This window comes from Microcoleus sp. N3A4 (assembly GCF_036701805.1).
Taxonomy (GTDB): domain Bacteria; phylum Cyanobacteriota; class Cyanobacteriia; order Cyanobacteriales; family Microcoleaceae; genus Microcoleus.
Genome location: NZ_JAUBRJ010000019.1, coordinates 15,420 through 36,777 on the forward strand (window position 1 = coordinate 15,420; position 21,358 = coordinate 36,777).

The following is a 21,358-nucleotide window of genomic DNA, read 5'->3' on the forward strand; positions in this document are numbered from 1 at the left end:
CAGTACGATCGATCTAGTTAGCAAAAAAAAGTAAAAACTTTACCGGAGTAATTTTTATGGATCTGGTTGTACTCCAGAACTGGCTGGACAACATCTCCTTTGCCGTTTTGTTCGCGACAATGCTCGTTTACTGGGTTGGCGCAGCATTTCCCGGCATTCCCTACCTGTCAGCCTTGGGAACCGCCGGAATGGCCGTAGCTAACCTCTCCATCGTCGCTTTACTCGGTTCTCGATGGATAGAAGCCGGCTACTTCCCTCTTAGCAATCTCTACGAATCCCTATTTTTCCTAGTTTGGGGAATCACCGCCATCCACCTAGTTGCGGAAAACATGAGCCGTTCCCGCTTGGTAGGAGTAGCAACATCCCCCGTAGCAATGGCAATTTCCGCCTTTGCAGCCCTGACTCTGCCCGCAACCATGCAATCAGCAGAGCCCCTAGTACCCGCCCTCAAATCAAACTGGCTGATGATGCACGTTAGCGTCATGATGCTCAGTTACTCAACTTTAATGGTAGGAGCACTACTGGCGATCGCCTTTTTAATCGTCACCCGCGGCCAAAAAATCGAACTCACCGGTAGTTCCTTCGGCACCAACAGCAACCGCAACGGCAACTACCGCATCCAACGCCCTCAAAACCTCGAGCCTCAAACCATCGAAACCAGCGCCGACAGCGCGTTAGCTTTCAGCGAACCATCTTTCAACTCCAACAATAACGGTTTAGGCACCACCGCAGTGCTCGAATTAGCAACAGTTCAAACTCCATCAACCGCCCAAACTCAAACCGCAGAACTTCTCTCGCCCCAGCGCTTGAATCTAGCAGAAACTCTTGATAACATTAGCTATCGCATCATCGGTTTAGGATTCCCCTTACTGACTGTTGGCATTATTGCCGGTGCAGTTTGGGCTAACGAAGCTTGGGGATCTTACTGGAGTTGGGACCCGAAAGAAACTTGGGCGCTAATTACTTGGTTGGTGTTTGCTGCCTACCTCCACGCCCGCATTACGCGCGGCTGGCAGGGAAGAAGCCCAGCAATTTTAGCCGCCACAGGTTTTGTGGTAGTTTGGATTTGCTATCTAGGCGTCAATTTGTTAGGCAAAGGTTTACATTCCTACGGTTGGTTTTTCTAATTCCCGATCGACCAACCAGCCACAGAAGAAGAGTATAAATCAAACAATAGGGATTAATATCATCTCCGGTCTTAGGGTGGGCAATCCCCACCTTACTCAACCAGCGAGATTGTAAAACTTGACTCCCTCTCCCCTCTTCCTTCTTCCTTCTTACTTCTTCCTTCTTACTTCTTCCTTCTTCCTTCTTCCTTCTTCCTTCTTCCTTCTTACTTCTTCCTTCTTCCTTCTTCCTTCTTCCTTCATTAAAATGACAATTGATATGGACGAATCGCAAATATTTCTCCAAGAAGACGATGTTTTGTCTGCTCCTGCCAGCGCTTTGATGTATCAATGTACATTCAAAGTCAGCGAATTTATGACCATTATGCAGTCAAAATTGGTAGAAGAAAAATTATTCTCAGATGGCATGGATTGCGAGGTGTTAAGTGCCGGAAAAGCCTGGACAAAAGGCAAACTTAGGATGCGTCTGGAGTTTTGCCCGCTCGAATCTGAGGTAACAGAACAAAAAGCCCTTCCTGCCGCCCCCGAAGCATCTGACACCGCCCAAAACTACAGTGAAAATAGCTCAGAGCAAACAGATACAAATGATGAACTAACAGTCAGCGAATCAACACAAATAAGTAATAAATATCCTAATTCTAGGTATCCAGACAACCACCCCTACAGTCTAGGAATGTGGAGCTAAGCTGCTACTTAGGGGAGAGGGAAAGGGGAAGGGAAATTGTTTTGAGTCTTAAGTTGAGAGTTTTGAGTTGAGGAGAATAAAACTGCATCCTTCATACTAATGACTAATGATTTCCCGTTCTCAATCAAAAACTGCCCTCATGGCTGAATCTTCCAATTGGACGCACCTTCACGCTCAACTGCACCGGACGCTGCTGCAGCGACAAATATTGCCCTCAAATCAGCGATTGTTAGTAGCAGTATCCGGGGGACAAGATTCTCTGTGCTCGATTAAATTACTGCTAGATTTGCAGCCAAAATGGGGCTGGAACCTAGCAATTGCTCACTGCGATCACCGTTGGCGTTCGGACTCGGAAGCTAACGCAAATCATGTAGAAAATTTAGCTAAAAGCTGGGGAATATCTTACTATTTGCAAACTGCTTTGCACATTCCCAAAACAGAAGCAGCCGCCAGACAGTGGCGATATCAAGCTTTAACCGAAATTGCGATCGCCCACAACTACCCCTACATTGTTACAGGTCACACAGCCAGCGATCGCGCTGAAACTCTCCTCTACAACCTGATTCGCGGCAGCGGTGCCGACGGACTTTCAGCCCTCACCTGGACGCGGCCCCTCGCCGATTTTCGATTGCCGATTTTAGATTTTAGATTGGGCAATTCCGGCGAAAATCCCAACTCCCAAATATCTGCCGATTTTAGATTGGGCAATTCCGGCGAAAATCCCAACTCCCAAATATCTGCCGATTTTAGATTGGAAAATCAGGATGAACATCCTCAATCGAAAATCCAAAATCTCAAATCTAAAATCGGTAGATTGAGGAATTCCGGGGAAAATCCCAACTCCCAAATATCTGCCGATTTTAGATTGGAAAATCAGGATGAACATCCTCAATCGAAAATCCAAAATCCAAAATCTAAAATCGGTAGATTGGGCAATTCCGGCGAAAATCCCCAATCGAAAATCCAAAATCTAAAATCTAAAATCTATTTAGTTCGTCCTTTGCTGGAAATAACCCGATCGCAAACAGGTCAATTTTGTCAAGAGCAAAAACTACCAATTTGGGAAGATTCCACAAATCAAGACTTGCAATATACCCGCAACCGCATTCGATCGGAATTATTGCCTTATTTAGAAACTCATTTCAACCCAAAAGCCCAACAAGCGCTAGCTCAAACAGCCGAACTCCTCCGCGCCGACGTAGAATATCTCGAACTTGCAGCCAGCGACTTGCTACAGCGAGCAATATCTCCAATTCCAGACAGCCCGCAGGTGAATTTTCAACTTCCCGTCAAGTTAAGCCGCCCGATTTTGCGCGAAGCACCCCTTGCATTGCAGCGACGGGCAATGCGGCAGCTACTGCAACAAATATTGCCCTCAGCACCCAGCTTTGAAAGCGTAGAAAAACTAACCAGCTTAATCCCAGCCCCCAACCGATCGCAAACCGATCCATTTCCTGGAGGAGCGATCGCCCGAGTCGAAAACCCTTGGATAATTTTAGATATTAAATTTTAAGCTGTCATCAAACCCGAAAGCACTTGCCGCAGCTCAGAAACCACCCGCTCTTGCTGCTCTCCAGTCTCCTGCACGCGATCGAGCTCCGCCGCCACCGCTTCCAGCTTTTGGCGCAGCCCCTTCAAATTATCCTGCACCGGCTGCAACATTTCTTGATAAACATTCACCCGGCCCCAGAGTTCCGCCACAGCACCTTTCTGGTTGAACAAATTCTGCTCTAACTGCTTGAGTTCGTAGCGTTTTGCCTCACTTTCCCCATTTTGGCGGTTGACATTTGCCTCAGTTTGAGATGCTGCATCCCGCACCTGCTGAATTTCGTTTTCCAGCCTTTGCAATTCTTGGGCCTGCTGCTGCCGCTGAGCATTGAGCTGTCCGACGATCGGCCCCAAATCAATATCTGCTCGCTCTTGTTTAGGAGCATTGGCAGTGCCCAAGCGGCGCCACAGCACCGCCTGATGCTGCTTCAAAACATCTTCCCGTTCCTGCAACCGGAGGCGCTGTCCCACCAGAGTTTCGTTCAACATCTGATAACTTTCGAGTTCATCTGCCATTTCATTTTCCAAAGCCATGCGATCGTACTCGGAAGCCGCTTGAATTTTCTCTTGTAGCTCCTCAATTGTCTCCCGCTGCAGAGTCAACTCCTCCTCTTGATCGTTAACAAACCGGAACACCTTTTCCAAATCCTGTTGCAGGTGTTGCACCAGCCCCTGCAACTCCTCAACAGGCATCTTCTCCAGAGCTGACACATCTACTTGCTCTGTACTCGCAGCACCCGAAGCAGATGCGAGCCTGGAAAGTTGCTGGTAAAGATCCTCAACAGCCCGCACCTGCAAAGACACCGACTGAGCCTGCTCTTGCTTAGCGCTGAGGGTACTTTGCTGCCCTTTAAGAGCCGCCCGAGCTTGCGCCAAAGCATCTTGGGATTGATACCACTCCTGCCAGCGGTTTTGGAGGCTTTGATTTTGTCGATCGACTTCTTCTTGCTGCTGTTGAGCGTTTGCCCGTTTTTGCTCCAACTGCTGCCAGTGCTGATCCAGAATTGCCTGCTGAGCCCCCACCGCACCAAAAGACTGATTCAGTTGTTCCCGCACCCCTTGAGCCGAAGAAATTGCCCCTCCCAGCTTGATCGTCAACTCCTGAATCCTCTGAATCTGCTGCTCGTCAACCACCGCCCCCTGCGGTGCCTGAGACTGCTGCTGGGCCACCCGCTGCTGCTCGCCCCGCAACTGTTCCCAAGCCGTCTCAATTTCCATGCGGCTGCGATCGACCTCTGCTCGCAGTCGGTGAGCTTCATCTCGAGTATTTTCAATTTCCGAGCGCTGAGCCTCCAGCCGCTCCAATTCGTCTTCCATTTGAGCCAACTGCTCTTCGCGGGCTTGCATTTCCATTTCCCGGCGATTGAGTTCCTGACTCGAAAACGTCAGAGAAGCCTTCCACTGTTCAATTTCCTCTTCCTTATCCTTAAACTTGTCCTGCAAGCGCGAGAAATTTTGCAGAATGCTCACCAACTGGCGGGCGGCCTCCTGAATCCGCTGCACTTGCTTGCTAGCGCTCAACTCCACCAGCACCAGCGTGCCGTCGTTAAACTTATTTGCTTCCTCAACTGGGATCACGTCATCGCCTGGTACGGCGCTCCAATTGTGTTCGCCCCGCTGACAAGCTAGCAGTTTCAGTTCAGCCTTACCGCCACCGAGACCAAAGCCGCTTCTCTGTTTTTGTACTTCCGCTAGATACAGCACACTAATAGTCCTCTCTTTGGTGTCGTTTGCCCGATCGGGGGATAGCATCCTTTCCCAACTTTAGCAGCACTCATGCACAGCACTGCCTCACGGGGGAGCGTGCAGAAAGCACTGCCGCTGCCCAGTTTCTGGACGAATGGGAGAGCAGTATCAATGCCGCTTAATTAAAGACTAGCAAAACTGCGAGGACTACCATAGCCTAAAGCCGAAAAAGGTTAGTCAGTCAAAAACTTTTTCTATTGATTTTACCAGCCTTTAGTTGCTCGCCGATCGCGATCTAGCCCCAAGCGCGCGCCATCGGCAGGCGTACTAGGGATTTGAACCGCGCTACCTTAGAATAGGGGAATCAGCCAAGAACCACACGCAAGCCCCTGACTTCAGGTATGAGGATGCAGTCGGCAGCGGTTTAAAACCGCCCTGAATAGATACATACTTGTTTGTTCAGCGCTATGATCCACCTATGCAAACACTAACCTACGAGTACAAATTAGACCCAACGCCTGACCGGTCAAAAGCTTTTGAACAATGGCTAATGATTTGCCACAAGGCGTACAACTTTGCTTTGCGGGAACGCAAAGATTGGGTCAATTCTCGTAGGTGCAGTGTGAATGCTTGCAGTTTAAAGCAGGAATATATTTTGCCTGCTAATGCACCTAAACCCACTTTCTACAGCCAATGCAAGTCGCTTGCAGCAGCAAAAGAGACTAATCCAAACCTCAAAATTCCGCATACTCATATAATGCAACAGGTTCTTAGAACCCTAGAAGCATCATTTGTAGCAATGTGGGAGCGAGGTCGCGGCTTCCCCCGGTTCAAAAAACGGATGCGCTCATTATTGTATGCACAACTCAACAAAATGCCAGTCAAAGCAGATAGGGTAAACCTACCTAAAATTGGCTGGGTCAAGATGCGTTTATCTCGCCCATTCCCATTCGGCTGCGAACTAAAGCAAGTTAGGGTTGTGAAATGGGCTTCTGGCTTCTATGATGCCACGCTCGCATTTCAAACATTTGTAGAAGTTCCTCAACCTACTCCCTCTGCTGGTGGGGTTGGGATTGATTTAGGACTGCTACACTTTCTGGCAAAGTCTGAGAGTGAGTTGGTGGCTAGACCTCGATTCTTGGTGGATGGACAGCGCAAGCTGAAATCGCTGCAACGTCAATTAAAACCTAAAACTAGAGGTTATAGAGAATCGCAACGGCTCCAACCTAGAATTGCCAGACATCACGAATCCATCTCAAACGCTCGAAAAGATTTTCATTTCAAAACTGCTCATCACTTGTGCGACAGCGCTCTAATGATATTTGCCGAAGATTTGAATCTAAAAGCAATGTCAGCCGGAATGCTATGCAAACATACTCTTGATGCCGGGTTTCGACAGTTTCTTAGTATTTTGGCTCATGTATGGTTTATGCCAGAGGTCTATTTTGCCAAAGTAGAAGCCAACATAACAAGCCAAAGTTGTCCAAATTGTCAGACACATACGGGAAAAATAGAGTTGTCAGAACCTGTCCGCAAGTGTCAAACGTGCGGGTATCAGTAACCCCGGTCTAAAGACACGGGGCTTGGTCGCGAGAAATCTGGCAAGCCATACTGACCAGACTAAGGCTTAATTGCCTACGTTTTGAGAGTCACGACACCCTGTGGATGCGTAGCTAGTCCCCTGCTCTGTCATCTGCAATTAAACAGTTCTAAGGTCACGCTCAACAGTGTTGCAGGTCTAACAAGCTCTCGAAACATTGTCGAAGCTAACATTACCCCAGAAATGGGAGGCACAACCCGTGCAAAATACTATGCGTACAGGGCTCTTAAGTTTGAGGCGGTAATTGTCCCGTTGAAAGTGCAACACAAAAGCACACCGAGCCAACCAGTCCCAAGGCGGTAGTCAATCAAAAATGTAAAGCCGTCCTAAAAGGACGGGGTTTCTACCCATTTTTCTGATGAAACTAATCGATATCTAGCAGCGGCGCAAGTTGTGATGCAGCGTGAATATTCAGCCGTCGGGCAGACCGCAGTGAAGCTTGATGAGGGTAAAGTCAGTGGACTCCCATAGATTCAAAAATCCCCCGCATTCATGTATGGGGAGTGTCAATGCACGTGATTTTAGGATTTAAGACAGAAAACTCAACCGAAAAAACCAACAGCGCACGGTAAACGTTAAAATTCTTGCCCTCCAAGACGAGAAGCAGTCGGGAATCCCAGCGTGGCACACTCGAAGAACCCGGACAATTGTGGGATGTGGATTCTAGGAGTGTAGACGACGGTAGGAATACAAGGTGACACTCTACACTTGGAGAATGCCGCGAGTTTCGCGGTTTCAGCTTGTGAACTGGTAGCGCGACAGACTCGCCCGCCACTTGCCGCGAGCCCTTTCGTCAATTCCCAATTGTGGAATCACCGGCATCAGCGCGTGAATTATTGACGGAAACTCAAGTCAATACTTGCACCAGTACACAGTCTTTCAGAGCTCAGACGCCAACGGTTTTAAAGAGGACACTTTAGCTGCATGCAGGGAAATTTGAGTGAAATTGACATCCGCAGCATCCTGCAATTGATTGAGTTAGGTCAGCGTACCGGAGAACTGTTCGTAGAGGCCTACAACTCCACCGGCAGTAGCACGGGTACTCAACCTACCCAGCGCTCCCTTGCAGGACAATCCTGGTATGTCTTCTGCTTCAACGGTCAGATTATTTACGCTACCCAGAGTGCGGGTAGTTTGTTTCGCTTGCGCGACTACCTGCGGCGCTACAAAGCAGACACCGCCCTCGACAAAATCCAAGTTCCCTATATGGCATCTACCAATGCCCCAGAATACGGCTACCTGTGGGCGCTGCTAGAAAACCACATCCTCACCCCAGCTCAAGGGCGCAACATCATCCACAGCATGATCCACGAAACCCTATTTGACTTGCTCAGTCTGCACCAGGGTTCCTTTACTTTTGAAATGGGCCCAGCTTTGGCTCCTCAACTGACCAGCTTAGAAATTAGCTCGCTGCTGGCGAAGATTGTCAAACAGGTGCAGCAGTGGAAGCAGTTTCACCCTCACATTCAGTCGCCCAACCAATGCCCGGTGATTTCAGACGCCTCCGAGCTGCGAGTCGCGCTGCCTGTCAATACCTTTAATACTCTCAGACGCTGGGCCGACGGTCACACTTCGATCCGCCAAATGGCGCGCTACCTAAACCGAGATGTGCTCACTGTTGCTAAGGCGATTTACCCCTTCGTGCAGCAGGGATTGGTGCAAGTATTTTACGAGCCATCTGTTGCCCCGGCAAACAACAAAAAAGAATGGTCGTCTCCAGAAACTAAGGTTCCTAGAGTTGTCTGTATTGACGACGACAAAATTATTCGCAAAACAGTCGAGTCAATTTTAAACGAACACGGTTACGAAGCTACTGCGATCGGCAATCCCCTCGAAGCCTTGAGTTTGGTTTTTCAACTCAAACCCGATTTAATTTTGTGCGACATCGCCATGCCGGAACTCGACGGCTACGAAATTTGCGCTATGCTGCGAAATTCTAGCGCTTTCCGGCAGACGCCGATCGTCATGCTGACGGGCATCGACGGATTTATCGACCGCGTTAAAGCCCGCATGGCAGGAGCTACAGACTTCTACACCAAACCTTTTGGCGAAAGCGAGTTATTGATGCTGGTAGAAAAATATGTGGGCCCGGGCTACCCTCTGGCTAATCTATCGAAAAGATTATTAAGCCGCTCGTTAGAAGACGAATTAGAAGAAAAATAAATTCCGTATCGGTGGCAGATTGGAGGTTTTTTGTACCTGCCAACACAAGCGGCGCGGGGACAGCCAGAGATAGAAAGCTTAGGGCTTCGGGCGATCGCACCATAAACTAGAATGTATAAATCCGCGCCCTGGCACGAGGGCGTCGGTAAAACTCTGTTCAATTTCTCGACCCCTGTCGGGTCTAACACGCTCAAAGTGCAAATATAATATACTTGTTCTCCACTTGCAGCCGCTCCGAAAAACCGATGCCCAGAGCCAGTCATTGCTAGGCATTTCCGTACAATATCGGAGAGTGCAATCAATCGTCTTAACTGACTCCGTTCACGATTGTCGCGATATCAGCCATGTCAACAACCCGTCGCTAATCCGAGTACCGGTTTAGCATTCATCGCAGAAATTGCCCAGAGTTTTACCAATTTAGCGACGGTGGGAGTACAAAGTGAAAATTTAGGGTTCCACATTAATTGTTCGCAGTCGATTTGAGCCAATTTGTCAGCAAAGGTCGCGCGAATTATTGATTGCAGTGAATTATTGACGGAGCGCATTTATTGCCAAGTACCTCCGGCATTCGCGCCATTCACCCCTTGGCTGTGTCAAGTTTTGACGGGAGAAGTTTCGATCGGGATCTGCTTGGCGGGAAACGTCAACAATTTGCTAGAAATGCAGGTGTCAGAATTATGATTAGCGGCAGCCCAGACTTTATATTACCAGGACTAGGGGTAGATCAGGCTCCGGAATTCCAAGAACTAGAAACTCCCGAAGGCGAGCTGCACCTGCGGTTCTACGTTCCTTCGGGGAACGAGTTCGCACTGCCGGCGACAGGGATTAGAGAGGTACTCTCCCCGTCCCCAGACCGCCTGACACCGATCCCCAACGTTTCCTCTTTGCTTTTAGGTACGCTAAACATGAGAGGACGAGTGATTTGGGTGGCAGACCTGGGCCAATTTCTGGGAGACCAAACACCTCTGAACACAGACAGACCCGAAATCTCGATCGTGGCTGTGGAAGACCAAGACACGATTTTGGGACTGGCAGTCGATCGAATTGTGGGGATGGACTGGCTCGACGTAGAGCAACTGCATTCTCAGAACAATGCACCAGACGGCATGATTCCATTTCTGAGGGGAGAATGGATGTTAGGTGCACAAGCGACTAAAGTGCTCCGACTGCTAGATCAAGTGAAAATTCTGCGCTCTGCGCGGTGGGCAGCGTGAAATCGATTTTAGATTTGCGATTTGCGATTTGCGATTGGGGTCTAACCATCAACAGTCACACGACTTGAGGCGCGCATCTAAACATTCAAGATAAAAATCAAAAATCTAAAATCTAAAATCTAAAATCAAAAGAGGGCGGCAAATGGCAACAAGTACCAACTTTCAGCAGGACTACCAACGGGCAGAAGCGGCATACATGGCTGGCAACTATTCAGAAGCCGCAGCCCTAGTTTATCAATTAGTAGAAGATTTTCCCGAAGACCCCAGCGCTCGCCTGCTGTGCGGACACATCTATTGCTACGGACTGCAACAGTACGAGGTGGCACGAGAACAGTACACGGTTGTGCTAGGCCTGAGTGACGACCCAACTCTGGTCGAACACGCTCAGAACGGAATTAACTACACAGACAAATTTTTATCAGGAGAACTGCAAACCGAAAGTTTCGAGGCTTTGTCTGCTGAAACTGAATTGGAATTCTACCCAGACTTATCTCTTGATGAAGAGTTAGAAGACCCGGATTTGGGACTTTTTCAAGGAAATTCCCCATCCCTGTCCTATGCGAGTCAATCGCCAGACGACCAGGAAAACTTGGACTTGGCAGACTTGGGCCTTGGTGGCTTGGAGTGGGAACCAGAAGACGAGAATCGCGCCGGCGCGAACGAAGATTTAGCCTCGCATTCTAACCCCTTTGGTAGCGACAGCGGCGGAATGGCAGCTTATGCTGATACGTCTGAGCCGTTAGACATGGAGGAGTTTGGAGGCTCGGACTTGGGAGACCCTTTTGCCTTAGATGAGGGAGGGTTTGATGCTGCTGAGTGGTCTGAGAGCAAAGTGTCTGGGAAACCAGCACTTGACTCAGAAGATTTGTTTTCAGAAGCTCCCACTCAGATGCTCAACGGTCAAAGTTTTGCCGCAGCAGAAGTTGGGAATGCCTTCGACTCGAACCAACTCGACTCCCCCACCGGGCCGTCCCACAAATTTGCTGAACCTTTTGCGCCACTCGATTTGGCAGACGCACTCGAGGCGAACTCCGACTACGACTACCAAGCCCCGCCACAGACAAGCCAAAATTACGGGCAGAACGTACCTCCGGCCCAAGAGGCAGACCCCTTTGCCGAGGCAATGCCCTCGTCGGGTTTCGGGTCTTCTTTACCTCAAAACAAGCAGCCGAATACTGGGTCGGACTACTCGTCAAACTATTTGGCGGAAGACGAAACGCTGTTGATGGGAGGTGCTGTCCCCAACTCTCAAAGTCAAAGGTCGAGCCGGGGACAATTTAATTCGGTCGATCGATCCTCCACCAACAACAACGGTTACGGCGACTCGGAACCCCCGGCATTTGGATCTATAGACAGCTTCGAGTTAGACGCTTTTGATGACGACGCTTTTAGCGATGCTTTCTCTTTCGAGGAAAACGAACAAGCGACAGCTTTCGGGGCGTCCGACAAGAACAGCAGCGGCTGGTCGTCAAAAACTGGGAAAGCTCAACAAGAACACAGCGACTTTTTAGACGAATTTGACGAGTTTGACGATTTGGGCAATTTGCCGGACTTTGACATCTCAGAAGATTCCAGCAGTTCGATCTTGACTAGAGGTAACACCAGTTTCGGCAACTCGACCAGCGGCATGATGGGAACGACAGGCAGCAGCCTGGACTTTGACAACAGCGATGGCTCAGCAATTCGGGATGACGAAATATTTAGCATCAACGGCCCGGCTGATGCGTCGGTGCCGAATTTTTCTCCCACAGAAACAGAAGCGATCGATACCTCGGTAACAGTAGAACAGGGGGGACTGGCTTTCTTGGAAAATGCCCCTTTGTTTACAAAACAGTTGTACACGGCAATCGGGGCCGGACTGGTTTCTCTGATAGCTGTGGCTTTCGTCACCAACATCGCCTCCTATCAGGCATTGCGGGATGACAAGCCCGATGCGATCGTTTACCTGCGCCAAACAGGCTGGGTAATGACTGCAGCCGCAGGCTTTACGAGTTTTTTAACTTCTTGGGGCATCGGCCAGTTGATCGCCAAGCAGGTACGCAAGTCCTCGGACAATTTGCAAGCTCAGTTCGATGCCGTATCTCAAGGAACTTTGGACGCTCGCGCTACGATTTACTCGGAAGATGAATTTGGCAAAATGGCTGCTAAATTCAACCACATGGCGAAGGTGATCCAAACCACGATTAGCGATACCAGGCGCAAGTCTGACGAACAGGAACAGGCAAAAGAAGACTTGCAGCGCCAAGTGATTCGCTTGCTAGACGACGTGGAAGGAGCGGCCAGGGGTGACTTGACGGTGACTGCGGAAGTGACCGCAGATGTCTTGGGCGCTGTTGCTGACTCGTTTAACTTGACAATTCAAAACCTGCGCGAAATTGTCCATCAGGTGAAGCAGGCGGCTCGGGAGGTTAGCAAAGGCGCTACGGATAGTGCCAAGTTTGCGGGCGATTTGTCTTCTGACGCGCTGCGGCAAGCTGAGGAACTGGCGGCAACGCTGAATTCGGTGCAAGTCCTCACCGACGCGATTCAGCGGGTCGCAGAGAGCGCTAGAGAGGCAGAAGAAGTGGCCAGGGGCGCGGCGGCAACGGCTTTGAAAGGTGGTGAGGCTGTGGAGCGGACGGTGGCCGGGATTTTGGAAATTCGCGAAACAGTAGCAGAAACTACGAGAAAAGTCAAGAGATTGGCTGAAGCTTCTCAAGAAATTTCTAAGATTGTGGCTTTAATTGCGACGATCGCCTCCAGGACGAATTTGTTGGCCCTCAACGCCAGTATCGAGGCGGCGAGAGCGGGGGAAGCTGGCAGGGGTTTTGCGATCGTGGCAGACGAGGTGCGACAATTGGCAGACCGATCGGCTAAGTCTTTGAAAGAAATCGAACAGATAGTGATGCAAATTCAAAGCGAAACCGGCTCGCTAATGACGGCGATGGAAGAAGGGACGCAGCAGGTTATTGAGGGGACAAGATTGGCAGAACAGGCGAAGCGATCGCTTGAAGATATCATTCAAGTAACTAATCGAATTGACGTGTTAGTGCGATCGATTACTGCCGACACTGTAGAGCAAAACGAAACAGCTCGCGCGGTCGCCAGTGTGATGCAGGCTGTCGAATTAACTGCTCAGGAAACGTCCCAAGAAGCGCAGCGAGTTTCGGGTGCTTTGCAAAATTTGGTGGGCGTTGCTCGCGACCTTTTGACCTCGGTGGAAAGATTCCGAGTAGAAACAGCAGAAAGACAATAGTTCTGCGGTTATTACCTGTGTTTGCTTGGCAATTTTAGCAACAGTCAGTCCGGGAAATCATCCGAAGCAAGAAACCTCGCAGTGCCGAAAACACTGCGAGAACGCTCACAAAATCACTAAAAAAAGTTGAATTCACAGATAGAAAAGTGAAAAAAAAGTGGGAGATTATGTCCGGTTATATAACCGCTTTGAGGTTCTCCGTCAGGACGCAGAATCATTATTCATCCCCTTAGAAAGGACAGACATCCTGACTGAAAACAAATTTTATTACCTAAAAACTAACGACATGAGAGGAGAGCAAAAACAGTTTAACAAGCCTGAGTACAATATCCATGCAGGCAGTATTGCAAGAGCGAAGGTATTGAACAGTCAACAAAACTACCGCGCCGAGCAAATACTTAAACAGTGAAATAATCGGTTGAGTTTCAATAACAGACAAATACAATAACGCTTAAAATCAGGAATAAAACTATGCTGCCGGAGCAACAACAGAGGATAATGGGCTACTTTATTGAGGAGGCAAAAGACCACCTCAATACGATCGAACAAGGCTTGCTGAACCTGCAAACCACGATCGAAGACCCCGAACTGGTCAACGAAGTATTTAGGGCCGCTCACTCTGTCAAAGGAGGAGCAGCTATGCTGGGGCTGACCAGCATTCAGCAAACAGCTCACCGACTAGAAGATAGTTTTAAAGTTTTAAAAGAGTGCAGCGTTAAAGTAGACCAACAGCTAGAGTCCCTGTTCCTGCGAATTTTTGACACATTGCAAGGGCTGCTAGAGCAACTGTCAGGGCCTTTTGGGCTGACAGAGGAGTTGGGAGAACAGATGGTTCGAGAATTAGAACCGGTATTTCAAGAACTCAACGGGCACTTGGGGGGACTCGTCGGATACGGAGAACACGATTCAGACGATAGCAGCCCGCTGCCAGTACCCGAAGAAGTTATGGCAGGGATAGGAATCGGGGCCTTTGGCTCATCCAGGAGTTTTGTGGATTCGGCGTCAGTTTACGTACCTGATGCAAGACCAACAGAACACGGCGCGCTGCACCTAGTATTTGACTCGGACGTGCCGGCAAGGATGCGGGAAATGCTGCAAGAGTTCAAACAGCCCGAGGGGTCTGAAAGCAGGCGGCAGCTCAGGAACATTTGTCGGAACTTGAAAATGGCGGGGGAGGAATTTGAACTGCCTGGCTGGATAGAATTGATCGAAGTTGTAGAAAAGACGATCGCCAACCCAGAAAATACCTACCGCACCTTAGCCCCAACGGTGATCAAGGACATCAAACAAGCCCAAGAATTGGTACTTTCGGGTCTAGAAGGGTCGATCGCACCCAGCGCAAAACTTCTGGGGCTGCTGCCGGCTGTTCTGGTTCCAGAAACGGATTTTGAAGATTTGCTGGCATTCGCTCAACCGCTTGCGTCGGGGAAAAAATCGGTTTCTGTTGAGGATGCGGCCTGGGATCTGGCGGGATCTGGCGATTCCCGGGCGGGGGAACAAATTCTGCCGACTATTTCTGGGCAGAGCATAGACGAGCTGTTCGACCAACTCGACAGCGGCGACACCAATGATTACAGCAGCGGTCGATCGTCGCAGTTCGACGATGATGATTCTACGGTGTTCGCAGAATCGGATCTGGAGATGAGTGCTTTTAGAAGCTCGACCCGCAGCGGCCCGGAAGTGGGCGCGGCAGAACTCAACACTTTAGCTGACTTGTTTGACGGCGAGTCCCCGGAACTCGACGGCGCTTGGGAAGAAGAAGAAGACTTCGACTATACGCAGTCTTCTGGGATGCTGGCGCAGGGAATGTTGGAGTCAGACGATGACAATTCTGGCGATTTTACTGATTTGTTGTTTGACCAATATGATGCGGAAAATCCTGAAACCAATGCGGGGCCTCCGATTGACGACCTCACGAGTTTGTTTGGGGATGATTTGCTGTTTGGAGGTGAGCCAGAGGGTTCGGCGGTGGTCGCCGGTCAGGAAAATTCGCGTTTGAGGCAGCCGCTAACTCACAAACAGCTTAAAACGGGTAACGGCAAGGGCGGTTTGGAGCGGCGAGACGGCACAGGCGGAGCCAGGGGGCAAGCCGAGGAAGATGCCCTCGGTACGCTTTTGGACGAAGTGGCGGCCCAAACTTCTGTTGTTGTTGAGGACAGTGGTAATTTGGATGACTTGTTCGGCGATTTAGACTTATCTGAGACAGCGGATGTGCAGGAAGTATCTTCTGAGTATTCTGTCAACCCTGACCCTTTCGACACAGAATTTTCCGAGCCGACGGCAGGCGGCAGTGATTCAGGGGATGCCGACAGGCTCGCTGAAGCCGAAATAGATGATTTCGAGTTTCTCTCTGAGCTAGGCGAGGACTCGGATTTGAGCGATCGCTCAGGCATTGCTTCTGGTTTCCTTTCTTCAGAAGGCGAAGGTGGGGAGAGCGGGGACGATCGATATTTAGCGGCTCGCAGCACACAAAACGAGGAAATTGGCAGCGTTTTTAACATGACACCAAATTCTGATTTAGATATCTCTGCAGATGAAAATTGGCTAGAAGATGCTTTCGATATGGAAGACGAGTCAGTGCCATCGACCAACGCGGAGCTGGATGATACGGATTTAGATGCGCTGTTTGGGAATATCACCTCGGGCCCGATTTCAGGGGATGAGGAGACTGCGCGCGATCGGCAATTGGCTGCTACTTCCCGAGAGGCGGCGGATTTGGCTGAGCTGTTCGGTTCTGTACCTACGGGTACTGAGTATGACGGGGAAGCTTCGGGGCAAGTCCATGCGGATTGGCTAAATTTAGACGGGGATTCAGAATTGCCGAGGGAGGGTGTGGAACCCGATGAGGGCGAGTTGGCGAGTTGGTTCTCGAACAATGCTGCGCCTGTTTCCGACGAAGGTTTGGCAGATTTGGCACCAGTTGAACTTGGGGCCTTGTCCGGCCGTCCTGATTCGGAAAGTTCAAGTGTTGAGTCTGATGGGGGCGGATCTTTCGATTTGTTGGAGGATATGTTTGGCGAAGGGCAGGTGCTGCCGGCGGATGCGGGATCTGGGGGGGATGAGGACGCGGCCGTTGATTTGCAGGAGTTGTCGGCCCCAGTTCCCGAGGGTTTGTTCGATCGACCCGAAACAGAGATCCTTGGGGAGTCTAGCGGCGAGGATGATTTGTTTGAGGCGCTGGAAACGGATTTTTCGAGTGGGGATTTAGAGGTGCTGTCGGCAGAATCTCTCGGCGCTATGTTTGAGAGCGATGGTGATTTGCTGGAAGGTTTTGAAACCGGGGCGACTCTCAAGAGCGAAGAGTTGGAGGGTTTTGATGATTTGTTGGATTCGATCGATGCTGAGGTGCTGGTGACTTCGGAACTGACGGCGGGCTTTTGGGACGCTGACGAAGTGCCGGCCGCTGAAGATTCCTCGGAGTTGGAATATGGGTCGCTGGCGGACTTTTTTAGCGGTGCCGAACCAGATGGTGAGGAGGAAAAAGACAATTTTGACGATTTAGAAGCCCTGTTAATTGCAGGGGGCGCTGGGGCTGCACTAGCAGCCTCTGGGGGTACAAATCAGAGTCCGGTAAATACGGAAGTTTTCTCGGATCTCGAAGAGCTGCTGAGCGAGAGCGCAACTGTGCCGGAAATCCCTGCACCGACGACAACTGCCCGTCAAGCTCCGCCCGCTGCTGCCGATCGCAGCGACGATGAATTTGGCGATTTGGAAAAACTGCTGGAAGATCCAAAGGACGGCGGCCGTCAAGGGGAAGGCAATATCGGGCCGTCGGGGATCAACAGATCGAGGCGAAATGCCCGCGCGGGCGGGTTCGGCGACCAGACGATGCGGGTGCCGGTCAAGCAACTGGACAACCTCAGCAATTTGATGGGGGAACTGGTGGTGAACCGCAACAGTTTGGAGCAAGACCAAGAACGGATGCGGCAGTTTTTGGACAATTTGCTGCACCAGGTGACGCTGCTGAGCGATGTGAGCCAGCGGACTCAGGATTTCTACGAGCGGAGTCTTTTGGAGATTGCTTTGCTGGCAAACCGCCAGGGACACCGATCGGCCTGGCGCTCTGAGGATTCGGCCCACACGCGGGAAAGTGCTTGGAGACCGGAGGAAATGGACAGGTTTACTCCTTTCCACAGTTTGGCTCAGGAGATTATCGAGTTGATCGTGCGGGTGCGGGAGTCGGCCGCGGACATTGAGTTTTTGGTGGATGAGGCGGATCAGGTGACTCGCCAACTGCGGCAAGTCACGACTCAACTGCAAGAAGGTTTGACTCGCGCCCGGATGAAGCCGTTTGCGGAGACGACGGACAGGCTGTTCCGGGCGGTGCGGGAAATTGCGATTAAGTGCGGGAAGCAGGCTCAGTTGCAGGTTGAGGGTAAGGATATTTTGATCGACAAGATGATTGTGGATCAGCTTTATGACCCGATGACTCATTTGGTGAACAATGCGATCACTCACGGGATCGAACCGCCAGAGGTGCGTCAGGCGGCTGGGAAACCTGCGGTGGGCAGGATTACGATTCGGGCTTTCCACCAAGGGAATCAAACGGTGATTTCGGTTTCTGACGACGGGGCGGGAATTGACCCGCAAAAAGTGAAGGCGAAGGCGATCAAGCAGGGTTTGCTGACGGCGGCTCAGGCTCAGAGGATGTCTCGATCGGAAGTTTACGATTTGCTGTTTATGCCGGGTTTCAGCACTCAGGAACAGGCGACGGAGTACGCCGGCCGCGGGGTCGGTATGGATGTGGTGCGGACTTGCTTGCACGAGATTCGGGGGACTGTGGGAATTGATTCGACGATCGGCAAGGGGACTGTGTTTACCATCCGTTTGCCTCTGGTGTTGAGCATTTCTAAGGCTCTGACTTGCATTAGCGATCGCGCTCGGATTGCTTTCCCGATGGACGGGGTGGAGGACATGATCGATGTGCCTCGCGATCAGGTGACGACGGGGGCGGACGGTTTGCCCTGCATAGAGTGGCGGGGTTCGATTTTGCCGTTCCGGCCGCTGCGGGATTTGCTCGCTTACAACCGCTATTTGGGCCGGGGCAGTGTTTACGGGTTTAATACTGACGATGACATGATTTCGGTGATCGTGCTGCGGTCTGGTGGCAATTTCTTGGCGGTGCAGGTGGATCAGGTTTCGACGGAACAGGAAATCGTGATCAAGCAGTTGGAGGGGCCGGTGCCGAAGCCGATCGGGATTGCTGGGGCTACAGTGCTCGGGGACGGCCGGATCGTGGCGATTGCGGATGTTCTGGAACTGATCGATTTGGCTACGGGAAGGCTGCGGAAGGAAGCTGGCGGTACGCTTTGGGATGAGACCGATCGGGCTGCTGCGGAGGCCGAAGTCGAGCAAACTGAGCCGACTGTGCTGATTGTGGACGATTCGATTACGGTGCGATCGCTGCTTTCGATTACTTTTGAGAAAGCAGGCTACCGGGTTGAAGAAGCTCGCGACGGTAAGGAGGCTTGGGAAAAGATGAAATCTGGTTTGCCTTGCGATATCGTGTTCTGCGATATTGAGATGCCGAGAATGGACGGTTTGGAGCTGCTTTCTCGGATGCAGAAGGATGCGATTTTGTGCGAATTGCCGATCGCGATGCTAACTTCTCGCGGTGCTGACAGACACCGCCAAATGGCTTACAGTTTGGGCGCGAAAGGCTATTTCACTAAGCCTTATTTGGAGGAGCAATTGCTCGATGCTGCTTCTCGGATGCTCAAGGGTGAGATTGTTGGTGCTCCGGTTGTTGTTTAAGTGGGTGAGGTTTGAAAATATCTGAGTCCTGTGAGGGCGATCGGGGCGATCGCGATCGCAGGACTTGTATTACATCCGGTCAATTACCAGCAATCAAACCACTTTTATTGTCGAGCGCCCCCGATCGCGATCGCACTGCACAATGCTACTTTGCGAAAGAATTTCTGATGAAGTGCTAATGACTGAGGGGCGCGTGTATGGGGATGGGTTGCATAAGCTGGAGTCGGAGGAATTTAGTAATCCTCTAGCCTAGATTTCCATAAGCTGTTGCGGCATTTAAATTGTCTGTCAAAAAACAATCCAACTCTTGTGGGGTGGGCGTCCCGCCCGCCCTGAATATGCAATTTAACTGCGCGACAGCTTAATATTAAGCCTATTAGTTTATAAAGTCCCCGTCATTACCATAGGCCCTGCAGGATTTTTAAGTAAGGGCGATGCTTCAACCGTGACAACTAATGGTGTTACTTCCGCATTAGCCGGCAGAGAAAGTTTGACAAAAACTGTTCCTGCTTCATTAGTATTAAACGGCTCCCAAGCGATTTTTTCATTATTAATAACCGACCATAACTGATAAAACTGACCCTGTGGTAAAACCGGAAGGTTCCTTAAGATTAAAACAGCTTTGGGTTCACCGGGTGTGATCACAATACTACCAGAGGCAGCAGATGCGTCAGCCATCCCTTTGAGGGAAACTAGACGAGTATTAGGCTGTTGCAACATTGCAATCACATCTTTTTGTCGCACTACTTGAGCTTCAAGCGTTGTGATTTCTTGCCTGAGTCGGTAGTTATCCACACCAACGGCCAACGCCAATAATGCCGCTATGCTACCAAGAACGCGACTCCATTGTAGAGGTGAGTGCTTCAGTTTTTTCTGGGGTAATGAGTTAGGAACTCCAGAAACATGAGGATTTGCTACTGCAACGCTAGCCGCCGAGGCAGCTTCCAAAATGGCGGAATAAAGGTGTGGTGGCGGTGCGAGATCAGGTAGGGCGTAGGGCATAACTTCCAGGACTTCCTGCAGGCGACGCACCTCTGTAGCTAGTTCAGGATTTTCTTTCATCACTTGCCTTAATTCCTCAGCTTCTGAGGAGCTGAGGTTGCCAAGTACATAACCTGCCATCAATTCTTCTGAGCGTTCAGGGAATAAAGGCTCTGTCATAAGTGCAACTAGCCAATTAAATTTTGTAAGTTTTTTCTTAAGTTCAATAAACCTTGCCGAGACCAAGTTTTAATTGTTCCCAGCGGTATACTAAGTTTAGTCGCGATTTCTGATTGACTCAAACCGTCATAGTAAGCCATCTCTAAAACCTGTCGGTGTTTTTCGGGAAGTTGAGTTAAGGCATCGCGAACACAGTGCGATCGGTCACTTAAAGAAGCTGACTCGAAAGGCGTGAGAGGGGGAATTTCAGTAGCCATCATCTGACTCCACCGCTGGATAAATTTTAAGTTAGTGCTGCGGGAACGAAGTTTATCAATTGCGCGCGATCGAGTCATAGTTGTCAAAAAGCTGCTCATAGAGCCGCGATTCGGATTGTATGCGCCCCTATTCCAGAGATTGAGAAATATCTCTTGGGTTAAGTCTTCTGCCTCTTGAGGATTGCTGAGAATTCTCAGCGCCAATCTGTAAACTAAGCTGCCATAGCGGTTATAGAGAATCCCCAAGGCAGAGGGTTGACCAACACTCATCAACCGAAATAAATCAGCGTCAGTCTGTTTGTCAGGGTTGTCCGCGCTTGTTTCGGCAGAGTTCAAATCCATAGGTGTTTCGTAGAACAAACCTAAACCGATAATTTTAAGTTGATTCTGGTTATTGCAGCAAGCGCGTCTCCACAAATAATCTGGCCCCATCTTCTTAAATACGACCCGCAGAGGTGATTGGATGTATACAAGCTGGGTATCTTGACCTCGCTCACAACAAATTTAGGATATTCACAATCCAATCAAAGGAGTAATCCGTACTATTAGAGGAACCACGGCTAGCTATTACCTGCTGACTGCTTAAATCAAAATTCCTCAGATTTGGAATAAAAATATGAACCGAAAAGTGCTTTATTTGATTGTTGGTCTGACTCTAACGGCTAGTCTGTATACCTGTTCTTCTACTCCTAGCGCTTCCCCCGATGCGATGAAGAGTCCTGATGCGATGAAGAGTCCCGATGCTATGAAAAGTCCTGATGCGATGAAGAGTCCTGATGCGATGAAGAGTCCTGATGCGATGAAAAGTCCTGATGCGATGAAGAGTCCTGATGCTATGAAAAAATAGCCTCCACCAAAGCAATCACCGACTTTTACCTTCAACCGTCATTCATCTCCCGCCATAACTGTACCCAATTTGGCTGCGAGA

Annotated in this window: 15 protein-coding genes; 11 read left to right on the forward strand and 4 right to left on the reverse strand. The window is 50.1% G+C overall.

The genetic code is table 11. The features are described from left to right. Window positions 1-56: 56 nt before the first annotated feature. Window positions 57-1,127 (forward strand): c-type cytochrome biogenesis protein CcsB, encoded by a 1,071-nt coding sequence (ccsB, locus tag QUA56_RS13485; protein ID WP_333358310.1) that lies wholly within the window; start codon window positions 57-59, stop codon window positions 1,125-1,127. Here the strand turns inward: ccsB and QUA56_RS13490 are convergent. Then, window positions 1,081-1,401: a hypothetical protein gene (locus QUA56_RS13490; RefSeq protein WP_333358313.1), complete on the reverse strand. Its 321-nt coding sequence runs from the start codon at window positions 1,399-1,401 to the stop codon at window positions 1,081-1,083. The genes ccsB and QUA56_RS13490 overlap by 47 nt on opposite strands. On the opposite strand from QUA56_RS13490, the gene QUA56_RS13495 reads away from it, so the two are divergent. Together QUA56_RS13495 and tilS are read left to right on the forward strand one after the other, a co-directional pair. After that, on the forward strand, window positions 1,387-1,812 hold the full coding sequence (locus QUA56_RS13495; protein WP_333358314.1) for a KGK domain-containing protein: 426 nt from the start codon (window positions 1,387-1,389) through the stop codon (window positions 1,810-1,812). The genes QUA56_RS13490 and QUA56_RS13495 overlap by 15 nt on opposite strands. A 139-nt stretch (window positions 1,813-1,951) precedes the next feature. Further along, entirely contained in the window at window positions 1,952-3,325 is a 1,374-nt protein-coding gene (gene tilS / locus QUA56_RS13500; protein ID WP_333358470.1) for a tRNA lysidine(34) synthetase TilS, read from the forward strand. On the opposite strand, the gene hmpF is transcribed toward tilS, so the two are convergent. After that, complete coding sequence (gene hmpF, locus QUA56_RS13505; protein ID WP_333358316.1) at window positions 3,322-5,112, reverse strand: pilus motility taxis protein HmpF; 1,791 nt, start codon at window positions 5,110-5,112, stop codon at window positions 3,322-3,324. The two genes, tilS and hmpF, sit on opposite strands and share 4 nt — an antisense overlap. 412 nt (window positions 5,113-5,524) lie before the next feature. Between hmpF and QUA56_RS13510 the strand changes: the two genes are divergently transcribed. The 7 genes from QUA56_RS13510 (at window position 5,525) to QUA56_RS13540 (ending at window position 19,191) form a co-directional block, all read left to right on the forward strand. Then, window positions 5,525-6,607: a transposase gene (locus QUA56_RS13510; RefSeq protein WP_333358317.1), complete on the forward strand. Its 1,083-nt coding sequence runs from the start codon at window positions 5,525-5,527 to the stop codon at window positions 6,605-6,607. Window positions 6,608-7,570: 963 nt separating this feature from the next. Further along, the gene (locus tag QUA56_RS13515; protein ID WP_333358319.1) at window positions 7,571-8,809 is read left to right on the forward strand and encodes a response regulator; all 1,239 of its coding nucleotides are present in this window, start codon (window positions 7,571-7,573) and stop codon (window positions 8,807-8,809) included. Between the two features lie 680 nt (window positions 8,810-9,489). Continuing rightward, window positions 9,490-10,023: a chemotaxis protein CheW gene (locus QUA56_RS13520; protein WP_333358472.1), complete on the forward strand. Its 534-nt coding sequence runs from the start codon at window positions 9,490-9,492 to the stop codon at window positions 10,021-10,023. A 142-nt stretch (window positions 10,024-10,165) separates the two neighbouring features. After that, on the forward strand, window positions 10,166-13,258 hold the full coding sequence (locus QUA56_RS13525; protein WP_333358321.1) for a HAMP domain-containing methyl-accepting chemotaxis protein: 3,093 nt from the start codon (window positions 10,166-10,168) through the stop codon (window positions 13,256-13,258). A gap of 157 nt (window positions 13,259-13,415) precedes the next feature. After that, complete coding sequence (locus tag QUA56_RS13530; RefSeq protein WP_333358323.1) at window positions 13,416-13,667, forward strand: hypothetical protein; 252 nt, start codon at window positions 13,416-13,418, stop codon at window positions 13,665-13,667. A gap of 62 nt (window positions 13,668-13,729) precedes the next feature. Then, on the forward strand, window positions 13,730-19,012 hold the full coding sequence (locus QUA56_RS13535) for a response regulator (protein WP_333358325.1): 5,283 nt from the start codon (window positions 13,730-13,732) through the stop codon (window positions 19,010-19,012). An 11-nt stretch (window positions 19,013-19,023) separates the two neighbouring features. After that, a complete protein-coding gene (locus QUA56_RS13540) occupies window positions 19,024-19,191 on the forward strand; it encodes a hypothetical protein (protein ID WP_333358327.1) in 168 nt (55 codons plus the stop codon). 202 nt (window positions 19,192-19,393) lie between these two features. Here the strand turns inward: QUA56_RS13540 and QUA56_RS13545 are convergent, their stop codons facing one another. Next, complete coding sequence (locus tag QUA56_RS13545) at window positions 19,394-20,173, reverse strand: anti-sigma factor (RefSeq protein WP_333358329.1); 780 nt, start codon at window positions 20,171-20,173, stop codon at window positions 19,394-19,396. An 8-nt stretch (window positions 20,174-20,181) separates the two neighbouring features. Next, a complete protein-coding gene (locus QUA56_RS13550; protein ID WP_333358331.1) occupies window positions 20,182-20,772 on the reverse strand; it encodes a sigma-70 family RNA polymerase sigma factor in 591 nt (196 codons plus the stop codon). A 274-nt stretch (window positions 20,773-21,046) separates the two neighbouring features. Here QUA56_RS13550 and QUA56_RS13555 point away from each other — a divergent pair, with 274 nt between their 5' ends. Beyond that, window positions 21,047-21,277: a hypothetical protein gene (locus QUA56_RS13555; protein ID WP_333358333.1), complete on the forward strand. Its 231-nt coding sequence runs from the start codon at window positions 21,047-21,049 to the stop codon at window positions 21,275-21,277. Window positions 21,278-21,358 lie beyond the last annotated feature (81 nt).